General features: G+C 70.2%; 17 protein-coding genes, 1 tRNA gene and 1 riboswitch. Of the genes, 14 read left to right on the top strand and 4 right to left on the bottom strand.

From position 1 onward, the window contains the following. The first annotated feature begins 51 nt into the window (after window positions 1–51). From ABZ471_RS06860 to ABZ471_RS06815, 10 genes are all read left to right on the top strand, one after another. Window positions 52–2,295: a hypothetical protein gene (locus ABZ471_RS06860; protein WP_359063220.1), complete on the top strand. Its 2,244-nt coding sequence runs from the start codon at window positions 52–54 to the stop codon at window positions 2,293–2,295. Continuing rightward, on the top strand, window positions 2,292–3,560 hold the full coding sequence (locus tag ABZ471_RS06855) for a cytochrome P450 (RefSeq protein ID WP_359063218.1): 1,269 nt from the start codon (window positions 2,292–2,294) through the stop codon (window positions 3,558–3,560). The genes ABZ471_RS06860 and ABZ471_RS06855 overlap by 4 nt, the downstream gene beginning before the upstream one ends. Before the next feature lie 183 nt (window positions 3,561–3,743). Further along, window positions 3,744–4,790 carry a transglycosylase family protein gene (locus ABZ471_RS06850; protein ID WP_359063216.1) on the top strand — a complete coding sequence of 349 codons (1,047 nt, stop codon included), beginning with the start codon at window positions 3,744–3,746 and terminating at the stop codon, window positions 4,788–4,790. Between the two features lie 182 nt (window positions 4,791–4,972). Beyond that, window positions 4,973–5,141: riboswitch (cyclic di-AMP (ydaO/yuaA leader) on the top strand. A 4-nt stretch (window positions 5,142–5,145) separates the two neighbouring features. After that, window positions 5,146–5,829, top strand: coding sequence for a transglycosylase family protein (locus ABZ471_RS06845; protein ID WP_359063214.1), 684 nt, complete (start codon window positions 5,146–5,148; stop codon window positions 5,827–5,829). 326 nt (window positions 5,830–6,155) lie between these two features. Then, entirely contained in the window at window positions 6,156–7,442 is a 1,287-nt protein-coding gene (gene eno, locus ABZ471_RS06840; RefSeq protein ID WP_359063212.1) for a phosphopyruvate hydratase, read from the top strand. A gap of 99 nt (window positions 7,443–7,541) precedes the next feature. Continuing rightward, window positions 7,542–8,018 carry a septum formation initiator family protein gene (locus tag ABZ471_RS06835; RefSeq protein ID WP_359063210.1) on the top strand — a complete coding sequence of 159 codons (477 nt, stop codon included), beginning with the start codon at window positions 7,542–7,544 and terminating at the stop codon, window positions 8,016–8,018. 67 nt (window positions 8,019–8,085) lie between these two features. After that, complete coding sequence (locus tag ABZ471_RS06830; protein ID WP_359063208.1) at window positions 8,086–8,691, top strand: DUF501 domain-containing protein; 606 nt, start codon at window positions 8,086–8,088, stop codon at window positions 8,689–8,691. Next, window positions 8,688–9,659: a Ppx/GppA phosphatase family protein gene (locus ABZ471_RS06825; RefSeq protein WP_359063206.1), complete on the top strand. Its 972-nt coding sequence runs from the start codon at window positions 8,688–8,690 to the stop codon at window positions 9,657–9,659. The genes ABZ471_RS06830 and ABZ471_RS06825 overlap by 4 nt, the downstream gene beginning before the upstream one ends. 851 nt (window positions 9,660–10,510) lie before the next feature. Continuing rightward, on the top strand, window positions 10,511–11,890 hold the full coding sequence (locus ABZ471_RS06820; RefSeq protein WP_359063204.1) for an NAD(P)/FAD-dependent oxidoreductase: 1,380 nt from the start codon (window positions 10,511–10,513) through the stop codon (window positions 11,888–11,890). A 164-nt stretch (window positions 11,891–12,054) separates the two neighbouring features. Then, window positions 12,055–12,837 (top strand): hypothetical protein, encoded by a 783-nt coding sequence (locus ABZ471_RS06815; RefSeq protein ID WP_359063202.1) that lies wholly within the window; start codon window positions 12,055–12,057, stop codon window positions 12,835–12,837. 53 nt (window positions 12,838–12,890) lie between these two features. On the opposite strand, the gene ABZ471_RS06810 is transcribed toward ABZ471_RS06815, so the two are convergent. Further along, window positions 12,891–13,547 carry a hypothetical protein gene (locus ABZ471_RS06810; protein ID WP_359063200.1) on the bottom strand — a complete coding sequence of 219 codons (657 nt, stop codon included), beginning with the start codon at window positions 13,545–13,547 and terminating at the stop codon, window positions 12,891–12,893. A gap of 267 nt (window positions 13,548–13,814) precedes the next feature. On the opposite strand from ABZ471_RS06810, the gene ABZ471_RS06805 reads away from it, so the two are divergent. Continuing rightward, window positions 13,815–15,104 (top strand): cyclopropane-fatty-acyl-phospholipid synthase family protein, encoded by a 1,290-nt coding sequence (locus ABZ471_RS06805; RefSeq protein ID WP_359063198.1) that lies wholly within the window; start codon window positions 13,815–13,817, stop codon window positions 15,102–15,104. Window positions 15,105–15,159: 55 nt separating this feature from the next. On the opposite strand, the gene ABZ471_RS06800 is transcribed toward ABZ471_RS06805, so the two are convergent. Then, window positions 15,160–17,688 (bottom strand): FtsX-like permease family protein, encoded by a 2,529-nt coding sequence (locus ABZ471_RS06800; protein WP_359063196.1) that lies wholly within the window; start codon window positions 17,686–17,688, stop codon window positions 15,160–15,162. Further along, entirely contained in the window at window positions 17,688–18,458 is a 771-nt protein-coding gene (locus ABZ471_RS06795; protein ID WP_359063194.1) for an ABC transporter ATP-binding protein, read from the bottom strand. Before ABZ471_RS06795 ends, ABZ471_RS06800 begins: the two co-directional genes overlap by 1 nt. Window positions 18,459–18,848: 390 nt before the next feature. On the opposite strand from ABZ471_RS06795, the gene ABZ471_RS06790 reads away from it, so the two are divergent. The 3 genes from ABZ471_RS06790 (at window position 18,849) to ABZ471_RS06780 (ending at window position 21,287) form a co-directional block, all read left to right on the top strand. Continuing rightward, window positions 18,849–18,932: transfer RNA gene (locus tag ABZ471_RS06790), tRNA-Leu, on the top strand. 173 nt (window positions 18,933–19,105) lie between these two features. Next, window positions 19,106–20,302 carry a 4-hydroxybenzoate 3-monooxygenase gene (locus ABZ471_RS06785; RefSeq protein ID WP_359063192.1) on the top strand — a complete coding sequence of 399 codons (1,197 nt, stop codon included), beginning with the start codon at window positions 19,106–19,108 and terminating at the stop codon, window positions 20,300–20,302. A gap of 124 nt (window positions 20,303–20,426) precedes the next feature. Further along, window positions 20,427–21,287 carry a Bax inhibitor-1/YccA family protein gene (locus tag ABZ471_RS06780; RefSeq protein WP_359063190.1) on the top strand — a complete coding sequence of 287 codons (861 nt, stop codon included), beginning with the start codon at window positions 20,427–20,429 and terminating at the stop codon, window positions 21,285–21,287. 55 nt (window positions 21,288–21,342) lie between these two features. On the opposite strand, the gene ABZ471_RS06775 is transcribed toward ABZ471_RS06780, so the two are convergent. Next, entirely contained in the window at window positions 21,343–21,573 is a 231-nt protein-coding gene (locus tag ABZ471_RS06775; RefSeq protein ID WP_061919219.1) for a DUF4287 domain-containing protein, read from the bottom strand. Between the last annotated feature and the right edge of the window lie 80 nt (window positions 21,574–21,653).

The raw sequence follows: 21,653 nt of genomic DNA, 5'->3' as shown, positions 1-21,653 counted from the left end.
TGTCTCAGTACCGTTGACGTAGAGCGTGGTTGCGATGCGTTGGGGGCATGCGTGAGGCTGGGGTCGGAGCTGGCGGGCGTGGGAGCCGAGGTGCTCGTGGCGGGGCTGCGCTCGGCGGAGCGGGTGCGGGTGCGTGACCGGTTCGCGGAGTGGTTCCGGAAGCACGATGCCGCCGCGTATGCAGCCAAGCTCCCCTCCGTCGTGGAGCGAGAGCCCAGTGCCTCCGAGCTGGATGAGCGGACCTGGCGCAATCGCCTGAGCAACACGCTGATGTTCGCTCTGGACCCGGAAGCGGCGAAGGAACAGCTGCGCGAGCTGATAGGGGAGTGGGAGCAGCGTCCGCCCCACACCGCGGACCACGTCGACTTCCGGAGCGGCACCTTCCACGGCCCGGTCGTCGGCGTCCAGATCCAGAACACCTACGGCGGCCCGCCGGCCCTCGCGCACTCCAGCCCGGCCGACTGGCCGACGGCAGCTGACCTGGAGCCGCTCGCACACGGGGTGCGGCCGGCCCGGCGGGTGAAGGGGCTGCCCCAGCTCCCGCCCTACGTCGAGCGGGATGTCGACGGCGCCGTCGGCTCGGCGCTGGCGGAGGGCGGCCTGGTGGTCGTCCTCGGGGAGCCGTTCGCCGGGAAGTCACGTACGGCGCTGGCGGCCCTGGCCGCCGTGCTCCCGACCGCCCGGGTGTACGCGCCGGCCCGGCACGCCGACCTCCAGGGCCTGTCCGGTCTGCTGCGGGGCGGGCCGGACCGCTGCGTCCTGTGGCTGGACGACCTCGACGGCCACCTCGGCGACGGCGGCCTGGAGCCCCGGCTGCTGGCCCGGCTGACCGGTCAGGGCGTGGTCGTGGTCGCCACGCTGCGGGAGGACGCCTATGACGAGCACCGGCAGACGTCACGGGGCCGCGTGCTGGACCTGGCGCAGCTCGTGGAGCTGCCTCGCGAATGGAGCCGGGCGGAGCGGGGGAGGGCGGAGGGGGCGGGGGACCCCAGGCTCGCGCAGGCCGCCCGGCGCAGCGGCGCGGAGGGCGTCGCGGCCTACCTCGCCCTCGCCCCGTTGCTCTGGGAGGAGTGGCAGCGCGCGCGGCGTCCCGACCGGCATCCGCGCGGGCACGCGCTGGTGCGGGCGGCGGTCGATCTGGCGCGGTGCGGGCTCGGGGGGCCGCTGCCGCAGGACCTGATCCTGGAGGTGCACCAGACCCACGAGGTTCCCGCCGGGCTGGACCGGGAGTCGGTGGAGGACGCTTTGGAGTGGGCGGCGGGGAAGCGGTTCGGGGTGCTGCCGCTGCTGCGCCGCGGCGGACCCCGGGCGTGGGAGCCGGCGGCCTGCCTCGTGGACATGGCTGAGCAGGACGGAGGCCTTCCGCCGGTGGGCGGCGGGGTGCTCCGGCAGCGGGCGGTGGAGGTCGCGCGCGAGGACGAGGCGTACGACTTCGAGACCGTGGCAAGGCTGGCACGGACCGCGTTCGGGGACGCGGCCGAAAGCGGGGACAAGGCGGCGATGTACCGGCTGGGGCTGCTCGAGGAGAGCCTGGGGTCCGCGGAGGAGGCCGAGGACTGGTTCCGGAGGGCGGCCGAGGCCGGGGTGGCCAAGGCGGCGGGACACCTCGGACGACTGCTCGCGGGGCGCGGGGAGGGGAAGCGGGCCGAGCCGTTTCTGGAGAGGGCCGCCGAGGCCGGGGACGGCACGGCGGCGACGCTGCTCGGAAAGCTGCTGCGTGATCGCGCGGAGAAGTGGCTCCAAGTGGGAGCGGACCAGGAGGACTCGGAGGCCGAGCACCTGCTCGCCGATCTGTTGGTCACCAGCGGCCGGTCCGAGGAGCTGTGGGAGCTGTACCACGGGGCGTCCGCCGCGGGGCGGCCCGAAGTGGCCAGGAGCCTCGGCATGTGGCTCCTGGTGTGGAACCAGCGGATCGCCGGCGCGACCTGGCTCCGCCGTGCGGCCGACGCCGGTGACGAGGAGGCTGCCGACATGCTCAGGTACGCCGACCGGCCGGAGACGCTGGAGGACGCCCTGGGCTACTGCGCACCCAGTGGCACCTATCCCCTGGACCACGCCCACTACGGCGCGTTGCTGGAGGGGTCGGGCCGCCCGGACGAAGCGAGTGATCACTATCACGAGGGCCACAGGAAGGGTGACTCGTACGCCGCGTATCGCCTGGCCGCCCTCCTCGAGAAGCAGGGCGCCCCGGAGGAAGCGAAGGACTGGTACCGCAGAGCCGCCGCCATGGGCCACCCCGGTGCCCTGAAGGCGCTCGGCGAGATGCCCGAGAAGCCGGATACCGTCGAGGAGTGACCAACGACCCCCACCCCCCGACCGCCCCCGACCTCTTCACCTGGGAGTTCGCCACCGACCCCTACCCCGCCTACGCCTGGCTCCGCGAGCATGCCCCCGTGCACCGGACCCGGCTGCCCAGCGGGGTCGAGGCCTGGCTGGTCACGCGGTACGGCGATGCCAAGCAGGCCCTCGCCGACCAGCGGCTGAGCAAGAACCCGGCGCATCACGACGAGCCCGCGCACGCCAAGGGCAAGACGGGCATCCCGGGCGAGCGCAAGGCAGACCTGATGACGCACCTGCTGAACATCGACCCGCCGGACCACACCCGGCTGCGCCGGCTGGTCAGCAAGGCGTTCACGCCCCGCAGGGTCGCCGAGTTCGCCCCCCGGGTGCGGGAGCTGACCGACCACCTCATCGACGGGTTCGCGCAGAAGGGCGAAGCCGACCTCATCCACGACTTCGCCTTCCCGCTCCCCATCTACGCCATCTGCGACCTGCTCGGCGTCCCGCGCGAGGACCAGGACGACTTCCGGGACTGGGCCGGGATGATGATCCGGCACGGCGGAGGGCCCCGGGGCGGGGTCGCGCGATCGGTGAAGAAGATGCGCGGCTATCTCGCCGAGCTGATCCACCGGAAGCGGGAGGCGCTGCCCGCCGAGCCCACCCCGGGCGAGGACCTGATCTCCGGCCTCATCCGTGCCTCGGACCACGGCGAGCACCTCACCGAGAACGAGGCCGCCGCCATGGCCTTCATCCTGCTGTTCGCCGGCTTCGAGACCACCGTGAACCTGATCGGCAACGGCACCTACGCCCTGCTCACCCACCCCGAGCAGCGCCACCGGCTCCAGCGGTCCCTGGCCGCCGGGGAGCAGGACCTCCTGGAGACCGGCGTCGAGGAACTCCTGCGCTACGACGGTCCGGTGGAGCTGGCCACCTGGCGGTTCGCCACCCGGCCGCTCACCGTCGGCGGGCAGGACATCGCCGCCGGGGACCCGGTCCTCGTCGTACTCGCCGCCGCCGACCGGGACCCGGAGCGGTTCGCCGGTCCGGACGTACTGGACCTGTCCCGCCGGGACAACCAGCACCTCGGGTACGGCCACGGCATCCACTACTGCCTGGGCGCCCCGCTCGCCCGTCTGGAGGGCCAGACCGCGCTCGCCACCCTCCTCACCCGCCTCCCCGACCTGCGGCTCGCGGCGGACCCGGCCGAGCTGCGCTGGCGTGGCGGGCTCATCATGCGCGGCCTGCGCACGCTCCCCGTGGAGTTCACGCCCGCCCCCTGAGCGCGTCGGCCAAGCACACCCGGCACAGCCGAAGATGACAGAAGTTCATTTCTGTGATCTTCACGTGATCTGCGCGGCATTAACTTGTGACAAGTGATCGTCTGCCTATACGTTCACCCATCAGTGTGGCGCGCCGAGTTTCCTGCGCCACGCCACCCCAGCTGTCGCACGAAAGGCTTCCGCATGCTCTCCGGGAACGGTCGTCACCGTCGCCCCCGTCAGGCTCCGGCTCTCCTCGTCGCGGCCGGAGTGACTGGCTCCGCCATCGCCATCCCACTCCTGGGTGCCGCGAGCGCCAGCGCGGCCGACGGCACCACGTGGGACAAGGTGGCCGAGTGCGAGAGCGGCGGCTCCTGGAGCGCCGACACCGGCAACGGGTACTACGGCGGCCTCCAGATGTCCCAGGACGACTGGGACAAGTACGGCGGCGGCCAGTACGCCTCCAGTGCCGACCAGGCCAGCCGGTCGCAGCAGATCGCCGTCGCCGAGAAGATCCTCGCCGACCAGGGCACCACTCACTGGGCCACCTGCGCCCTGCTCGCAGGACTGTCCTCGAACTCCGGCTCCGTGGACGTCGACACGGGCGTCGGAGGCTCGGGCTCGGCGGACTCCGGTGACTCCGACTCCTCCAAGTCCTCTGGCGACTCCGACTCCTCCGGTTCCAAGGACTCGTCCGACTCCACCGGTAAGTCCGACTCGTCCGACCTGTCGGATTCATCATCCTCGTCCGACTCCTCCTCGGATGCGACCGGCAAGCCGTCCCCGGGCAAGAGTGAGAACAAGGACAAGGGTGCCGACTCGGGCAAGGATGCCGACGCACCCAAGTCCGACAAATCCGCATCGCCGGGTTCCCGTGAGGGGCAGGAAGGCGAGGGCGCCGTCACGGATCCCGCCACGGAAGAGTCGGACAATTCATGGCAGACCGGCGGCTCTTGGAGCCTGGTCGACACCGGCACGCTCAGCAGCGGCGGACGTCATCGCGGTGACAGTGCGGACGAAAGCAACGCAAACGGTCAGGGCGCCTCGGCGTCCGGCCGCCACGCCTCTCGCGACGCGGGCACCTACACCGTCGTCGAGGGCGACACCCTCGTCTCCATCGCCGACTCCCTTGACGTCGACGGCGGATGGCGCGCGCTCTACGCCGAGAACAAGAAGGCCATCGGCGCCGACCCGGACCACATCGCTGCCGGTCAGACCCTGCAAGTCGGTGCCGAAAAGGGCGAAAAGTAGCGGGAGTTGACGCCCCGCTTCGCGCCTAATGTCCGGTTTGGTGAAAGTGTGGGATGAGTCTCAGAAGCCCTGATCGTCTTTGAAATTCCGGCGATCGCCTGTCTACGGTCAAGGCCGCTCGTCACCACGAGCCCCGGCAGTCGCAACGCCGAATCCTGCCAGCGGTTGCCCGGGAACAGTCGTCGCGTCATGCGCCGTAGGCAGGAGCGGGGGACCCAAGGTAAGTGCCGGAAGCGGTGGTTGATGCCGTAACCGGCTTGGGGTGAAGCCGTGTCCCGGAAGGGGCGCGGCCGGGCAACTCAACCGGCCCGAACCCGACAGCTCACCTCGCAGGCGTCGGTGAGGGGATCGATCCATGCTGTTTTCCGGCAAGGGCAAGCACCGCCGTCCGTCCAAGGCCACCCGCGCCATCGCGCTCGCCGGTGTCACCGGCGCCGTCGTCGCCGCCCCGCTGATGGCGGCCGGCAACGCCTCCGCCGCCACCGCCTCCGAGTGGGACGCGGTCGCCCAGTGCGAGGCCGGCGGCAACTGGTCCATCAACACCGGAAACGGCTACTACGGCGGTCTGCAGTTCTCCGCCTCGACCTGGGCCGCGTACGGCGGTACGCAGTACGCCGCGCAGGCCAACCAGGCCACCAAGGCGCAGCAGATCACCGTCGCCGAGAAGGTCCTCGCCGCCCAGGGCAAGGGTGCCTGGCCGGTGTGCGGCACGGGCCTGTCCAGCACCCCCTACGGCGGTGCCGCCCCCGCCGCCCCCTCGAAGACCACCGCGCCGAGCACCACCACCCGCTCCACCGACCAGCAGGCCGCCTCCCGCTCCGCCGAGCGTCCGGCCGCGAGCAAGACCGTCACCACCCCGACCGGCAAGAAGGTCAAGAAGGGCGACGGCGAGTACAAGGTCGTCAAGGGTGACACCCTCAGCAGCATCGCCGAGAAGCACAAGGTCGAGGGTGGCTGGGAGAAGCTGTTCAAGCTGAACAAGGGCATCGTCGAGGACGCGAACCTCATCTACCCGGGCCAGCAGCTGCACCTGAAGTGACATCCGGGCCCCACCAGAACCACAGCGCCCTCACAGGCTCTCCCCCCACACTCAAGGCCTCGTGAGGGCCACCCCCCGTCCCCACGGGCTCCCCGCTCCGGTGCGTTTTCCCCCGTACGCACCGGGGCGGGGTTCTTTGTTTTCCCGCGCTGTTTGCCCACTCTTCAATCGGGTCTCATCCGGGTCCCTTTGTTCCGTGCGTGAACAATAGGTACCGTCTCCCTGTCCACGGGACGGTCGGTCGGTGGCCGACGGTCCCGGGACGGTTAGGCTCTAGTCGCAAGGCTCACCAGCCCCGCACAACCAGCGTCACATCCACGAAGGAGATGCTCGTGCCGTCCATCGACGTCGTCGTAGCCCGGGAAATCCTGGACTCCCGAGGCAACCCCACGGTCGAGGTCGAGGTCGGCCTCGACGACGGCAGCACGGGTCGTGCCGCCGTCCCGTCCGGCGCCTCCACCGGTGCCTTCGAGGCCATCGAGCTGCGCGACGGTGACCCGAACCGCTACCAGGGCAAGGGCGTCGAGAAGGCCGTCCTCGCCGTCATCGAGCAGATCGGCCCGGAGCTGGTCGGCTACGACGCCACCGAGCAGCGCCTGATCGACCAGGCCATGTTCGACCTGGACGCCACCGACAACAAGGGCTCCCTCGGCGCCAACGCCATCCTCGGCGTCTCCCTCGCCGTCGCCCACGCCGCCTCCGAGGCCAGCGACCTCCCGCTCTTCCGCTACCTGGGCGGCCCGAACGCGCACCTGCTGCCGGTGCCGATGATGAACATCCTGAACGGCGGCTCGCACGCCGACTCCAACGTGGACATCCAGGAGTTCATGATCGCCCCGATCGGCGCGGAGTCCTTCTCCGAGGCCCTGCGCTGGGGCACCGAGGTCTACCACACGCTGAAGAAGGTCCTGAAGAACAAGGGCCTGTCCACCGGCCTCGGCGACGAGGGCGGCTTCGCCCCGAACCTCGGCTCCAACCGCGAGGCACTCGACCTCATCCTCGAGGCCGTCAAGCAGGCCGGCTACGTGCCCGGTGAGCAGATCGCGCTCGCGCTCGACGTCGCCGCGTCCGAGTTCTACAAGGACGGCAAGTACGAGTTCGAGGGCAAGTCCCGCTCGGCCGCCGAGATGACCGAGTACTACGAGGAGCTCGTGGCGGCCTACCCGCTCGTCTCCATCGAGGACCCGCTGTTCGAGGACGACTGGGCCGGCTGGAAGGTCATCACCGACAAGCTCGGCGACAAGGTCCAGCTGGTCGGCGACGACCTGTTCGTCACCAACCCGGAGCGCCTGGCCCGCGGCATCGAGGAGGGCACCGCCAACGCCCTGCTGGTCAAGGTCAACCAGATCGGCTCGCTGACCGAGACCCTGGACGCCGTCGAGCTGGCCCAGCGCAACGGCTTCAAGTGCATGATGTCCCACCGCTCCGGCGAGACCGAGGACGTCACCATCGCCGACCTGGCCGTCGCCACCAACTGCGGCCAGATCAAGACCGGCGCCCCGGCCCGCTCCGAGCGCGTCGCCAAGTACAACCAGCTGCTTCGCATCGAGGAGATCCTCGACGACGCCGCGGTGTACGCCGGCCGCTCGGCCTTCCCCCGCTTCAAGGGCTGAGCCTTACAGAGTTAAGCCTTAGCCAGTCGTACGTACGTCCCTGTACTCGGTCCCGTACCGTGTGCGGGGACGTACGCACGTGTGAAGGGGAGGCGGGACATGGCCGTGAAGGACCGGGACCGGTTCTCCACCGCGACCAGGCTCAGGCTGCTCGGCGAGCAGACCGCGGCCCGCGTCTACCGCTCCCAGACCAAGCGGCAGGCCCGCCGCTCCCGGCTCACCGGCCGCGCCGCCCTGCTCGCGCTGGTGCTCTGCTCGCTGATCGTCGCGCTCGCCTATCCGATGCGCCAGTACGTCTCCCAGCGCGCCGAGATCGCCGACCAGCAGCATCAGCAGGAGCGGGCCCGCAAGCGCGTGGAGCAGCTGCGCGACCTCAAGGCACGCTGGCAGGACGACGCCTACGCCGAGCAGGAGATCCGGCGCCGGCTGCACTATGTGATGCCGGGGCAGACCGGGTACATCGTGGTCGACCCGGGCGCGGCCAAGCAGTCCCGCGCCGACCTCGGGGCCGCCCACCGGCCCTGGTACGCGAACGTCTGGGACGGGGTCGACAAGTCCGACGCCTCCGACCAGTGACCGGCCTCCGGCCGGCAACGGCCCTGGGCCGGTAACCGACAGACAGAAAGCCACCCTGAAAGCAGTCATGGAAACGCCTCCGCCGCCCACTCCGCGCACCGAGCCCACCGACGCGGACGTCGAGGCCTTCAAGCAGCAGCTCGGCCGCCCGCCGCGGGGCCTGAGGGCCATCGCGCACCGCTGCCCCTGCGGTCAGCCGGACGTCGTGGAGACGGCACCCCGGCTGCCGGACGGCACGCCCTTCCCGACGACGTACTACCTGACGTGCCCGCGCGCCGCCTCCGCGATCGGCACGCTGGAGGCGAACGGTGTCATGAAGGAGATGACCGAGCGGCTGCAGAGCGACCCCGAACTGGCCGCCGCCTACCGGGCCGCGCACGAGGACTACATCCGGCGCCGGGACGAGATCGAGGTCCTGGCGGGCTTCCCCAGCGCGGGCGGCATGCCGGACCGGGTGAAGTGCCTGCACGTGCTGGTGGCCCACTCGCTGGCCGCCGGCCCGGGCGTGAACCCGCTCGGCGACGAGGCGATCGCGATGCTGCCCCCGTGGTGGAGCAAGGGGCCGTGCGTGACGCTGCCCGGGGCGCCGGCCGGTGAGGAGCGGCAGACGGAGACGACCGAGGACGGCTCGGGCTTCTTCGCCGCCAAGCCCATAGAGGAGGACGACCAGTGACCCGCGTCGCCGCCGTCGACTGCGGTACGAACTCCATCCGCCTGCTGGTCGCGGATGTGAACCCGCAGACGGGTGAACTCGTCGACCTGGACCGCCGGATGACGATCGTGCGGCTCGGCCAGGGCGTCGACCGCACCGGCCGGCTCGCCCCCGAGGCGCTGGAGCGGACCTTCGCCGCATGCCGCGAGTACGCGGGGATCATCAAGGAGTACGGCGCCGAGCGGCTCCGCTTCGTCGCCACCTCCGCGTCCCGGGACGCGGAGAACCGGGACGACTTCGTGCGGGGCGTCCTCGACATCCTCGGCGTCGAGCCCGAGGTGATCACCGGCGACCAGGAGGCCGAGTTCTCCTTCACGGGCGCCACCAGGGAACTCGCGGGACGGGACGACCTCACCAGGCCCTACCTCGTCGTGGACATCGGCGGCGGCTCCACCGAGTTCGTCGTCGGCGACGACCACGTACGGGCCGCGCGGTCCGTGGACGTCGGCTGCGTGCGGATGACCGAGCGGCACCTGGTGCACGCGGGCAAGGTGAGCGACCCGCCCACCGCGGAACAGATCGTCGCCATACGGGCCGACATCGAGGCCGCCCTGGACCTCGCCGAGGAGACGGTCCCGCTGCGCGAGGCGCACACCCTGGTCGGCCTCGCCGGCTCGGTCACCACGCTGTCCGCGATCGCCCAGGACCTTCCCGAGTACGACTCCGGGCGCATCCACCACTCCCGCATCTCCCACGACCGCGTCCGCGAGATCACCGAGTGGCTGCTGCGCTCCACGCATGCCGAGCGCGCGGCGATCCCGTCCATGCACCCGGGCCGGGTCGATGTCATCGGCGCGGGAGCCCTCGTCCTGCTCGCGATCATGGAGCGGATCGGGACCGAGGAGGTCGTCGTCAGCGAGCACGACATCCTCGACGGCATCGCCTTCAAGGTGGCGGAAGCGGCGGAGAAGGGTAAGCGCAGCGACTGACCTGCGATGACGTGGAGCGGCCCCGGTTCCTCGTGGGGAGGAACCGGGGCCGTCGCACCAGCCCGTGCAGGCGGTCCGTCAATTGCACAGAAGGACGATGAGGCCGCTGCACCCCCCGTCTTCGCCGCCACCACCGGCCGGACTCGACTGGGCAGCCGCTCCGGCTGCGACATGGGAGGCGGGTGTCGCGGTAACGGCGGACGCGGCCGTCGCCGCTCCCACCGCAAGAGCGATACCCAGGGCTGCGCTGACCGCGCCTATTCGCAAAGTGGCCTTCGTGGAGACCTTCGGTGAAGTGCTCATGCAGGCACGCTATGTGACCTTGTGTCCAATATCGCGCGGTGTGTGGCTGACCGGGTGAAGGGCGCGCGACCCCATGGTCCGGTCGGGTGCTTCCGTGGCCTGGATCTCTTTTGTTACCGATGGGTAGCATGCGGCTGAGCAGTCCGGATAACGTATGAGCGCCGCCACGGGGCGGTCGGCGCACCGTCCCGCGACACCTCGTCGGAAAACTTCGTGAAGTTCTTCACAAGGAATTGGGCCCTGCCGGGGGATCCAGGGGGCCTTGTTGGCCCGTTCGGGGGCTCAACGGGCCCTGGAGCGCCCTCACGAGAGCGTTGCGCGAGTGTTTCGCGAGGGCGTTCCGGAGGGCCCGGACGGGCCCCTCACAGTGGGTCCCGGAGCCCGGAGAGGCAGCTCACGCGGCATTGACAACGGGTCGAACCACCCCGCGGTTCCCCGCCTCGACCATGGCCTGCGACACGCGGGTCGCGGAGTTTAACACAGGCCCTGTCGGAGCTTGTGAAGGGGCGCACGAGCACCCCTCCTGAGGCGGGTGGATACTCGATGCCATGAGCACCACGGAGCGTCCCAGGATCCTCGTAGTAGGCGGTGGGTACGTAGGCCTGTACGCAGCTCGGCGCATTCTCAAGAAGATGCGCTACGGCGAGGCGACCGTCACGGTCGTCGACCCCCGGTCGTACATGACCTACCAGCCCTTCCTCCCCGAAGCCGCCGCCGGCAACATCTCCCCTCGCCACGTCGTCGTCCCGCTGCGACGCGTGCTGCCGAAGGCGGAGGTCCTCACCGGCCGGGTCACCACCATCGACCAGGACCGCAAGGTCGCCACGATCGCCCCGCTGGTGGGCGAGGCGTACGAGCTGCCCTTCGACTACCTCGTCATCGCGATGGGCGCGGTCTCCCGCACCTTCCCGATCCCCGGCCTCGCCGAGCAGGGCATCGGCATGAAGGGCATCGAGGAGTCCATCGGCCTGCGCAACCACGTCCTCGAGCAGCTGGACAAGGCCGACTCCACGACCGACGAGGAGATCCGTCGCAAGGCGCTCACCTTCGTCTTCATCGGCGGTGGCTTCGCGGGCGCGGAGACCATCGGCGAGGTCGAGGACATGGCCCGGGACGCGGCCAAGTACTACAAGAACGTCTCCCGTGAGGACATGCGCTTCGTCCTCGTGGACGCCGCCGACAAGATCCTCCCCGAGGTCGGCCCCAAGCTCGGCCAGTACGGCAAGGAGCACCTGGAGAGCCGGGGCGTGGAGATCTACCTCTCCACCTCCATGGACTCCTGCGTCGACGGCCACGTGGTGCTGAAGAACGGCCTCGAGGTCGACTCCAACACCATCGTCTGGACGGCCGGCGTCAAGCCGAACCCGGCCCTCGCCCGCTTCGGCCTGCCCCTCGGCCCCCGCGGTCACGTCGACTGCGAGCCGACCCTCCAGGTCAAGGGCACGGACTACATCTGGGCCGCCGGTGACAACGCACAGGTCCCGGACCTCGTCGGCCGCAAGGCGGGCAACGAGAACGCCTGGTGCCCGCCGAACGCCCAGCACGCGCTGCGCCAGGCCAGGGTCCTCGGCGACAACGTGATCTCCGGCGTGCGGGGCTTCCCGCAGAAGGACTACGAGCACGGCAACAAGGGTGCGGTGGCCGGTCTCGGCCTCCACAAGGGCGTGGCGATGATCGTCATGGGCAAGGTGAAGATCAAGCTCAAGGGCCGCCTCGCCTGGTACATGCACCGTGGCTACCACGGTCTGGCGATGCCGACCTGGAACCGCAAGATCCGCGTCTTCGCCGACTGGACCCTGGGCATGTTCCTCAAGCGCGAGGTCGTCTCCCTCGGCGCCATGGAGAACCCCCGCGAGGAGTTCTACGAGGCCGCCAAGCCGGCGCCGGTCGCCGCCGGCAAGACCGAGCAGAAGGCCAAGGCCTCCTGACCTCAGGGTCACCCGGTCAGCCCGAAGGGGCCGCCTGCCATCCGTGGTGCGGGCGGCCCCTTCGCCGTACCCGGGGCCGTCCGGTGCGGCCGATTCCGCCGTCAGTCAGGTGATCTCTGCACTCGGCGCCGCGGCATTCCGATCGCGGGTGGTACAGGACGCATGTGAGCACCCCACCGCCGCCCGAACCGCCCTCCGGCCCGCCGCCCGGCCCGCTGCCCGGCCCGCCGTCCGAGACGCAGGCCTTCGGGCCGCAACCGACGCGCCCCTGGTGGCGCAGACGTCCCGCGCTCATCGGCGCCGCAGCCGCCGTGGTCGCGATCGTGGTCGCGGCGGCGCTGGTGATCGTTCTCCGCGGCCGGGGCGAGGAGCAGGCGCCGATCAGGAATGCCGCGGCGGCCCGCGCCGTCGTGAAGGGGGTGGCACTGGTTCCCGGGGACTGGGGCCTCGGCTATGTGCGCAGTACTCCCTACGAGAGCGACAAGGTCACGGAGGCGGTCGCCGACGACGACTGCAGCCTCGTGGGCCGGCCCCCGGAGAAGGCGCTGGCCGCGCTGTTGCGCAACGCCCAGAAGTCGGATCAGTCCGTGGTCGGCACCTCGATGATCATCGTCCACCGGGACGACGACACCGCCGCGTCGGACATCGCCCGGTTCCGTTCGGATGCGCGGCGCTGCCAGACGGAGACCGACTCCGCGAGCAGCCAGCGCTGGGAGGACGTCCGCGAGGTCGACGTCTCGTCGCTCAAGGGCTTCGACGAACTGGCGGCCGAGGAGGGCCACCAGGTCGTCGACGAGAACGGCCAGAAGGTGGACAACTACTACACGCAGGTCACCGGCCGCAAAGGGCAGGTCCTGATGCAGACGTCCGTTGCCCGAGCGGGCGACCAGGGGCAGAACCGGCAGAGCGCCATGAAAGCCATCTCGCTCATGCTGAGCCGCTTGTAGCAGACCGGGGGCCCGGTCCGTCTGGACGGACCGGGCCCCGGGGTGTTCCGCGCTCAGACGGACTGGGCGGGCGCGTCGGGCTGCGCGGCGCCGCTGTCGGGCAACTGGACGTTGGAGAGCAGCTGCTCGTAGTCCTGATCCATGACGTCCTGCTGATCGGCGGTACCGGTCGACATGAACTGGATCATGTACGGGCCGAGGTCGACGAGCCGGATGTGACCGACGGTGCCGTCGGTGGCGGTCAGGTTCGCCTGGAGGCCGGAAAAGCCGTCCGAGGTCGTGCCCTTCTCGACGTCGGAGCTGGTGAACGCGGTGCTCGCGGACTGCGGGTCGGCGTTCAGGTTGTCCACGGCGGCCTGAAGGCTGCTGGGCAGGTCCCAAGGATCGGACGGATTCGCCCCCGGCATCTCGTAGATCGCGAAGCCGATGGACCCGTACGCGGTCTCCACCGTGTAGACCCGAGCCTGGGCGCCCCCCGCCTCGTACTCCTCGACCTGGGCGTTTCCGGGGAGCTGGACGGTGATGCCGCTCGAGTCGTCGGTGGTCGCCGTCCACTGTGCAGCGGCGTCGACGTCTGCGACGGAGGCCGCGGCGACGGTCTGGGGCGCCGTGGCGGCGAACGCGGTGCCCGGCAGCAGCACACCTCCGGTGATCACCGTGGTCGAAGCGGCGAGCAGGGCGACACGCTGGAACGTGGAGATACGGGTCATGGGAGTTCACATCCGAGGAGTCTTGAGAGGAGGAGTCGAGTGGAACGTTCTGCCTCAATTAGGACAAAACACCCCCAGGTGGGTCACGCCCCTGGATGTCGGGACTTGACCGATCGCGGTCGCTCGGGTAACGGGGAGGGGTGACGGTTCGGCCAATGTGTCGGCCGGAGCACGCGGAGGGGAATGACGTCGGCGTGCGCGGTCGTTTCCTCTGCCGGCCGGATGGAGACGATCCAGCGGGCCCATTCCTTTCACCGGAGGTGCGCCATGGCCGACGCCGCGTCGCGGCTGAGGAGTCTTGCCGAGCAGATGCTGGGAGTGCCGCTCCCCCTACGGGTACGGGCCTGGGACGGCTCGCAGGCGGGGCCGCCGGACGCGCCGGCCCTCGTCATGCGCAACCGCCGCGCCCTGCGCCACATGCTGTTCAAGCCGGGCGAGCTGGGCCTCGCCCGCGCCTGGGTCGCCGGAGACCTGGACGTCGAGGGCGACCTGTACACGGCGCTCGACGCCATGGCCGGGCTGGTCTGGGAACGCGACGAGGACGCCCGCGGCCTCGTCCAGGCGCTGCGCGACCCCGAGGTGCGGGCCGCAGGACGGGAGTTGCTGAAGCTCGCCGGGCCGCCGATCCCGCCCGCCCCACCGCGCGAGGAGGTCCGCAAACGCCGCCATCTGCACACACGGCGCAGCGACAAGCGGGCCATCAGCCACCACTACGACGTCGGCAACGACTTCTACGAACTGGTCCTCGGGCCGTCGATGGTCTACTCGTGCGCCTACTGGGAGGAGGACGGCACCCTGGAGTCCGCCCAGCGCGACAAGCTCGAACTCGTCTGCGCGAAACTCGGCCTGAGGGAGGGGCAGCGACTGCTGGACGTGGGCTGCGGCTGGGGCTCGATGGCCATCCACGCGGCCCGCGAGCACGGCGTGAGCGTCGTCGGTGTCACGCTGTCCCAGGAGCAGGCCGTGTACGCCCGTAAGCGCGTCGCCGACGAGGGCCTGGCCGACCGGGTGGAGATCAGGGTCCAGGACTACCGGGACGTCGTGGACGGCCCCTACGACGCCATCTCCTCCATCGGCATGGCCGAGCACGTCGGCGCCGAACGCTTCCTGGAGTACGCGAGCACCCTGTACGCCCTGCTGAAGCCAGGCGGACGGCTGCTCAACCACCAGATCGCCCGTCGCCCCCAGCGCGACGAATCGACGTACGAGACCGACCCGTTCATCGACGCCTACGTCTTCCCGGACGGCGAACTCGCCCCCATCGGCAGCACCGTCACCCAGCTGGAGCGTGCCGGCTTCGAGGTCCGGGACGTGGAGTCGATCCGCGAGCACTACGCCCGCACCCTGCGCAGCTGGGTCGCACGCCTGGAGGCCGACCGGGACCGTGCGGCCCGCCTCACCAGCCCCGGCCGCGCCCGCGTCTGGCGCCTGTACATGGCCGCCTCCGCGCTCGCCTTCGAACGCAACCGCATCGGCGTCAACCAGGTCCTGGCGGTCCGCACCCCGGAGCCCGGCACGTCCGGCCTGCCGCTGCGGCCGCGCACCTGGAAGGGCTGACACGGCAGGGGGCCCCGCCCTGCATCGGCAGAGCGGGGCCCCGAGGGTCGTACGGCTACTCGGCCTTGATGGCCGCCAGCACGTTCAGCCGGGCCGCACGCCGGGCCGGCCACAGCGCGGCCAGGACACCGACCACCGCCGCCAGCAGCAGGAAGACCGTCATCCGGCCCCAGGGCAGGACCAGTTCGTACGTCGGCATCTTGGTGCCCAGCAGCTCACCGGCGGCCCAGCCGAAGAACACGCCCAGGCCGATGCCCAGCACGCCGCCGAACAGGGAGATCACCAGGGACTCCAGGCGGACCATCCGCTTGACGGCGCCGCGTTCCAGGCCGATCGCGCGGAGCATGCCGATCTCCTGGGAGCGCTCGAAGACCGACATGGCCAGGGTGTTGATGACCCCGAGGACCGCGACGATCACCGCCATGCCGAGCAGTCCGTAGACCATGTTCAGCATCAGCGTGAACATCTTCGCGATGTCGTCGGAGATGTCCTGCTTGTCCTGGATCTTGATCGCCGGGTTGGTACCGAGGGCCTTCTCCAGCTTGTCCTTGGCCGTGCCGGACGCGCCGTCCGCCGTCTTGACCATGACCTGCATGTCGGTCGGGTCGCTCAGGTGCGGGGTGAGGATCCTGTTGTCGAGGATGATCCCGTTGAGCATGTCGTTGCCCTCGTAGATCCCGGCGACGGTCAGCTTCTGCGCCTTGCCGTCCTCGAAGTGCGCGGTGAAGTCCGAACCGGCCTTCCAGCCGAACGACTTGGCCCGGTCCTTGTCGACGACGACCTGCGTGCCGCCCACCGTGAAGGAGCCGTCCTCCACCTCGAGGTCCGTCAGCTTCGCGATGGCCGAGCCGTTGACACCGGTCAGGAACTCGGTCTCGCCGTCGATGCGGGACTCGCCGTTGCGCAGCGGGCTGCTGAGGGTGACGCCGTCGGTGGCGGCGATCTTCTTCGCCACGTCCGGGGAGAGCGGGCCGCGGTTGGCCATCGAGACGACGTAGTCCGCGCGGATCGCCGAGCTGGCCATCTTGTCGATCGACGTCTGCAGGCTGCCCGCCATCACCGTCATACCGGTGATCAGGGTCAGTCCGATCATCAGCGCCGACGCCGTGGCCGCCGTACGGCGCGGGTTGCGCACCGAGTTCTGGCGGGCCAGCTTGCCCGAGACACCGAACACGCGCAGCACCGGGGCGGCGGCCGCGATCAGCGGGCGGGACAGCAGCGGGGTCAGGATGAACACGCCGATGATGAGCAGGACCGCGCCGAGCCCCATCGGGCCCTGGCCGTCGGAGCCGTTCATCGACGTGGCCGCGAGGATCACCGCGACACCGGCCGCCGAGAACAGCGCGCCGAGCGTGTTGCGCAGCACCAGCGACTTGGTGGTCGCCTTGGCGTGCACGCTGCTCATCGCCGCCACCGGCGGGATCTTCGCCGCACGCCGGCCCGGCAGCCAGGCGGCCAGCACGGTGATGACGATGCCCACCGCGAGCGCGGCCACCACGGTGCCCGGCGTGATCACCAGCGGCCCGTCCGGCATGGCCGCGCCGAAGGAGCCCAGCAGGCTGCGCAGCCCGGCGCCGATGCCGATGCCGGCGACCAGACCGGTCACACCGGCGACCGCGCCCACCACGAACGCCTCGATCAGCACCGACCGGGTGACCTGCCGGCGGGAGGCGCCGACGGCCCGCAGCAGGGCCAGTTCCTTGGTGCGCTGGGCGACCAGCATGGTGAAGGTGTTGGCGATGATGAACGTGCCGACGAACAGGGCGATACCCGCGAAGACCAGCAGGCCCTGCTTCAGACCGCTCATCGACGAGGAGATCATCTGCGCCTGGTCGTCGGCGAGCTGCTTGCCGGTGGTCGTCTCCACCAGCTTCGACGGCAGCGCCTTGTCCAGACCGGCCTTGAGCGCACTCTGGCTGGTTCCCGCCGCTGCCTGCACGTCGATCTCGTCGTACGTGCCCTTCTTGCCGAACAGCGACTGCGCGGTCGGCGTGTCGAACAGGGCGAGACTGCCGCCCGCGGCCACGTTGCCGTCGTCGGTGGTGAAGATGCCGCTGATGGTCGGGGTGAGGACCGGGCCGTCGACGGAGAGGCGCACGGTGTCGCCGACCTTGTAGCCCGCACGCTCGGCGGTCCTGGAGTCGATCAGCACCTCGCCCTTGCCACGGGGCGCGTGGCCGCTGACCAGCGGGTAGCGGGCGTCTTTGGTGCCCCAGTAGTTGCCGCCCTCGGACTGCCAGTCGCCGCCGAGCAGCTTGCCGTCCTTGTCGGCGATCGCGGTGAAGCCGGTGACGACACCGGTGGCGGAGGCCGCGCCCGGAGCCTTGGCCGCCTTGTCGAGCAGCGCCTGGGTCAGCTCGGGGGTCTTGCCGACCTGGTCGCCCTTGGAGTCCTGGTACGTGGCCCGCACGGCGACGTCGACATGGTCGAAGCCCTTGGCGGAACTCTGCTGGTAGGCCTCGGAGATGGTGTTGGTGAAGACCAGGGTCCCGGACACGAACGCCACGCCGAGCATGACGGCGAGCACGGTCATCAGGAGCCGGGCCTTGTGCGCGAGTACGTTGCGCAGGGCGGTGCGGAACATCAGCTGGTCCGGCCCTTCGCGTCGAACTGCTTCATCAGGTCGAGCACGGAGTCGGCCGTGGGGGCGTACATCTCGTCCACGACCCGGCCGTCCGCGAGGAAGATCACGCGGTCCGCGTAGGCGGCGGCCACCGGGTCGTGGGTCACCATGACCACCGTCTGACCCAGCTCGCGCACGGAGTTGCGCAGGAAGCCCAGCACCTCGGCGCCGGAGCGCGAGTCGAGGTTTCCGGTCGGCTCGTCACCGAAGATGATCTCGGGCCTGGAGGCGAGCGCACGGGCGACGGCGACCCGCTGCTGCTGGCCGCCGGACAGCTGCGAGGGCCGGTGGCTCAGCCGATCGGACAGCCCGACCATCTGGATGACCTGGTCCAGCCACGCCTTGTCGGCCTTCCGGCCCGCGATGTCCATCGGGAGGGTGATGTTCTCCAGCGCGGTCAGTGTCGGCAGCAGGTTGAAGGCCTGGAAGATGAAGCCGATCTTGTCCCGGCGCAACTTGGTGAGCTGCTTGTCCTTCAGGGAGCCCAGCTCGGTCTCGCCGATCCGCACGGATCCCGAGGAGAAGCTGTCCAGGCCCGCCACGCAGTGCATCAGCGTGGACTTGCCGGAGCCGGACGGGCCCATGATCGCGGTGAACTCGGCCTGCCGGAAGTCGACGGAGACCCGGTCCAGGGCGACCACCCGGGTCTCGCCCTGCCCATAGATCTTCGACAGCTCAGTGGCGCGTGCGGCCACGGCCGTGGCTCGGCCGGCGGTGGGTGTGGTGGTCACGGGAAGGTGCTCCTGTCGGGACGACGTTGCGTGGTGGGGACTGATTCATCGTCCCGGCCGCCGGCGTCCGTGTAGTCAGTCGCTGTTCCCGTTCCGAGGGGCGACTCCGGTCGGACGGAGCGGGCCCCTGTCATACCTGGGGAGGACGGCGACCCTCAGACCGGCGCCGCCCATAACAGGTGGACCGCCCTCCTTCGGTAGGTGAAATTCCGTCATTCCGCGTACGCGTGCGCCCACGCCACGTCACGCTATTGGCAAGTGCGGATGGCCCGTTCCGCGGGCTGATGCACCCTCAGACGTCAATAAAATAAGACAACATCGGGCTGTCCCTTCCGCTGATCGGGGGATGCGTCCCGATAGGCTCGGACCCTCGAAGCGGACCCATGGCCTGCCCGGATGGTGGAATGCAGACACGGCGAGCTTAAACCTCGCTGCCCCTTCGCGGGCGTGCCGGTTCAAGTCCGGCTCCGGGCACTTTCCGCCTCCGAACCCACCCTTTTCGAACGATCGCGTGGCCGTTGACAGCGGCGTGCGCACGGTCGGAGACTCAAGCACCCAGTGAGTGAAGGAAATTTCACCAGGCGAACTGGCGGGAACCTCCGTCGTGGGCGTTACACCCCTGCGCGCTCGCGGGAAGGGAACGACCGATGCGTACCACCGTCGGGATCATCGGAGCCGGTCCGGCCGGGCTGCTCCTTGCGCGGCTGCTGCACCGCGCCGGCATCGACTCGGTCGTCCTGGAGAGCCGCGACCGTGCCCACGTGGAGCACCGGCAGCGCGCCGGAATCCTGGAGCAGGGCACGGTGGACGTGCTGCGCGCGACCGGAGCCGGGCGGCGGATGGACCGGGAGGGGCTCAGGCACGACGGGATCGAGCTGCGCTTCGAACGGCGCCGCCACCGCGTCGACTTCCCCGGGCTCACCGGCGGACGGTCCGTCATGGTCTACGCCCAGACGGAGGTCTGCAAGGACCTCATCGCCCTCCAGCTGGCCGAGGGCGGCCCGCTGCTGTTCGAGGCGGAGGCCCTGTCCGTCGAGGACGTGGACGGCGACCGGCCGCGGATCCCCTTCCGGCACCAGGGGCGCGAGGACGTGCTGGAGTGCGCGTACGCCGTCGGGTGCGACGGCTTCTGGGGGGTGTCCCGGCAGGCCGTCCCGGCCGCTGTCTCCCGGGTGTTCGAACGGTCGTACCCCTACGCCTGGCTCGGCATCCTCGCCGACGTGGCCCCCTCGCACGACGAACTCGTCTACGCCCGCCACGACCGCGGCTTCGCCCTGCTGTCCATGCGGTCCCCGTCCGTCTCCCGCCTCTACCTCCAGGTGCCCGCCGGTACCGGGGCCGAGGAGTGGAGCGACGAGGAGGTCTGGGCCGAACTGGAACGGCGCCTGGAGACCGACGACGACTGGAAGCTGGAGCGCGGGCCGGTCACCCAGAAGTCGGTCACGCCCATGCGGTCCTTCGTGCACGAGCCGATGCGCCACGGCCGGCTCTTCCTCGCGGGTGACGCCGCCCACATCGTGCCGCCGACCGGCGCCAAGGGGCTGAACCTGGCCGTCGGCGACGTCGTGACCCTCGTCCGCGCGCTCGTCCACGAGAAGGAGACGGGCTCCCCGGACCTCCTCGACGCCTACTCCGCGACCTGCCTGCGCCGCATCTGGCAGGCCGAACGGTTCTCCTCCGACATGACGACCCTGCTGCACCGCGCCCCGGACGGCACCGAGTTCGACGCCCGCCTCCAGCTGGCCCGGCTGGAACGCATCGCCTCCTCCCGCGCGGCCGAGACCGACCTCGCCGAGGCCTACACCGGCCTCCCGTTGGACCGACCCGCCCGTGGCCGGGAATGAGCCCTGCGCGTAGCGTGTTGCGCAGCACGGCAGGGGAAAGATCCTCCCCAGGTATTACGGTAGATCCTTTGCCAATCCATTACTCTTGAGCCAAGGCCACGCAGGGTGGCCATGGAGGAGTGAAATGAGGAGCAGCAACCCGGTCTTCTCGCGACGGGGGTTCAGCCGCGACAACGGCTACGCCGGCTTCAACACCGCACCGCAGGCCGGGTACGCGCAGGGCAACCCGTACGCGCAGAACCCGTACGCGCAGAACCCCTACGCCCAGCAGGGCGTGCAGCACGGCGCTCCGCCGCAGGCCCCGGCCACCACCGACCGGATGACGATGGACGACGTCGTCATGCGTTCGGCACTCACGCTCGGCACGGTCGCCGTCGGCGCGGTCCTCGCCTGGGTGCTGCTCCCGGTCTCCGCGACCAGTTACGCACTCGCCTTCGGTGCCGCGATCATCGCGATGGTCCTGGCGCTGGTGCAGAGCTTCAAGCGCACCCCGGTGCCCGCGCTCATCCTGGGCTACGCCGCCTTCGAGGGTGTCTTCCTCGGCGTCATCAGCGAGATGTACAACAGCCGCTGGAGCGGCGCCCCCTTCCAGGCGGTGCTCGGCACCATGGCGGTCTCGGCCGCGACCCTGCTCGTCTACAAGGCCGGCTGGGTCCGCGTCACCGCCCGCTATGCCCGCATCGGCACGGCCATCGCCATCGCCTTCGTCCTCGTGATGGCGGTCAACCTGCTGCTGGTCGCGTTCGGCGTCGCCGAGAACGGCGGTCTGCGCAGCTTCGGTCCGCTCGGCGCGATCGTCGGCATCATCGCCATCGTGCTCGGCGCGTTCTTCCTGACCCTCGACTTCAAGCAGATCGAGGACGGCATCGCCTACGGAGCCCCGCGCAAGGAGTCCTGGCTCGCCGCGTTCGGTCTCACCATGACCCTGGTGTGGATCTATGTGGAGATGCTGCGGCTGGTGGCGATCTTCAGCAGCAACGACTAGCCGGTTCCTCCTGAGTGAAGGGCCCCGGGTGTCACACCCGGGGCCCTTCGCCGTCTCAGAGCAGCTTGCGTGCTGCCCTCCTCAGGTCGTACTCGTGGACGATCGCCTTCGCGTGGCCGTACGCGAGGTCGTACTCGTGCCGGAGCCAGCTGACCTTCTCCTCGAAGCGGAACAGGGCGGGGCCATCTTCTACGGTGCGCAGCCAGTCGGAGACTTCACGACCGGTGCAGTGCGGGATGCGGGCGAGCAGATTGCGGTGGGTCTCCTCGGAGAAGAGTTGGGACATCGGCGCCTCCGAACGCAAAGGGGATGTAAGCCGGTCCTTCACGTCACCGTGCCTGAGCGTTCGCGTATTGGCAACAGTGC

This window comes from Streptomyces sp. NPDC005728 (assembly GCF_040630895.1).
GTDB lineage: Bacteria > Actinomycetota > Actinomycetes > Streptomycetales > Streptomycetaceae > Streptomyces.
Note: the sequence above shows the minus strand (reverse complement) of the source record. Positions and strands in the feature narration are given on the sequence as shown.

What these genes read in the sequence shown, in the direction of transcription:
- ABZ471_RS06850 (WP_359063216.1), top strand. Translation starts at nt 3,744, where the DNA reads ATGCTCTCCGGGAACGGTCGTCACCGTCGCCCCCGTCAGGCTCCGGCT.
- ABZ471_RS06775 (WP_061919219.1), bottom strand. Translation starts at nt 21,573, where the DNA reads ATGTCCCAACTCTTCTCCGAGGAGACCCACCGCAATCTGCTCGCCCGC.
- ABZ471_RS06780 (WP_359063190.1), top strand. Translation starts at nt 20,427, where the DNA reads ATGAGGAGCAGCAACCCGGTCTTCTCGCGACGGGGGTTCAGCCGCGAC.
- ABZ471_RS06810 (WP_359063200.1), bottom strand. Translation starts at nt 13,547, where the DNA reads ATGACCCGTATCTCCACGTTCCAGCGTGTCGCCCTGCTCGCCGCTTCG.
- ABZ471_RS06785 (WP_359063192.1), top strand. Translation starts at nt 19,106, where the DNA reads ATGCGTACCACCGTCGGGATCATCGGAGCCGGTCCGGCCGGGCTGCTC.
- ABZ471_RS06805 (WP_359063198.1), top strand. Translation starts at nt 13,815, where the DNA reads ATGGCCGACGCCGCGTCGCGGCTGAGGAGTCTTGCCGAGCAGATGCTG.
- ABZ471_RS06800 (WP_359063196.1), bottom strand. Translation starts at nt 17,688, where the DNA reads ATGTTCCGCACCGCCCTGCGCAACGTACTCGCGCACAAGGCCCGGCTC.
- ABZ471_RS06835 (WP_359063210.1), top strand. Translation starts at nt 7,542, where the DNA reads ATGGCCGTGAAGGACCGGGACCGGTTCTCCACCGCGACCAGGCTCAGG.
- ABZ471_RS06830 (WP_359063208.1), top strand. Translation starts at nt 8,086, where the DNA reads ATGGAAACGCCTCCGCCGCCCACTCCGCGCACCGAGCCCACCGACGCG.
- eno (WP_359063212.1), top strand. Translation starts at nt 6,156, where the DNA reads ATGCTCGTGCCGTCCATCGACGTCGTCGTAGCCCGGGAAATCCTGGAC.
- ABZ471_RS06845 (WP_359063214.1), top strand. Translation starts at nt 5,146, where the DNA reads ATGCTGTTTTCCGGCAAGGGCAAGCACCGCCGTCCGTCCAAGGCCACC.
- ABZ471_RS06820 (WP_359063204.1), top strand. Translation starts at nt 10,511, where the DNA reads ATGAGCACCACGGAGCGTCCCAGGATCCTCGTAGTAGGCGGTGGGTAC.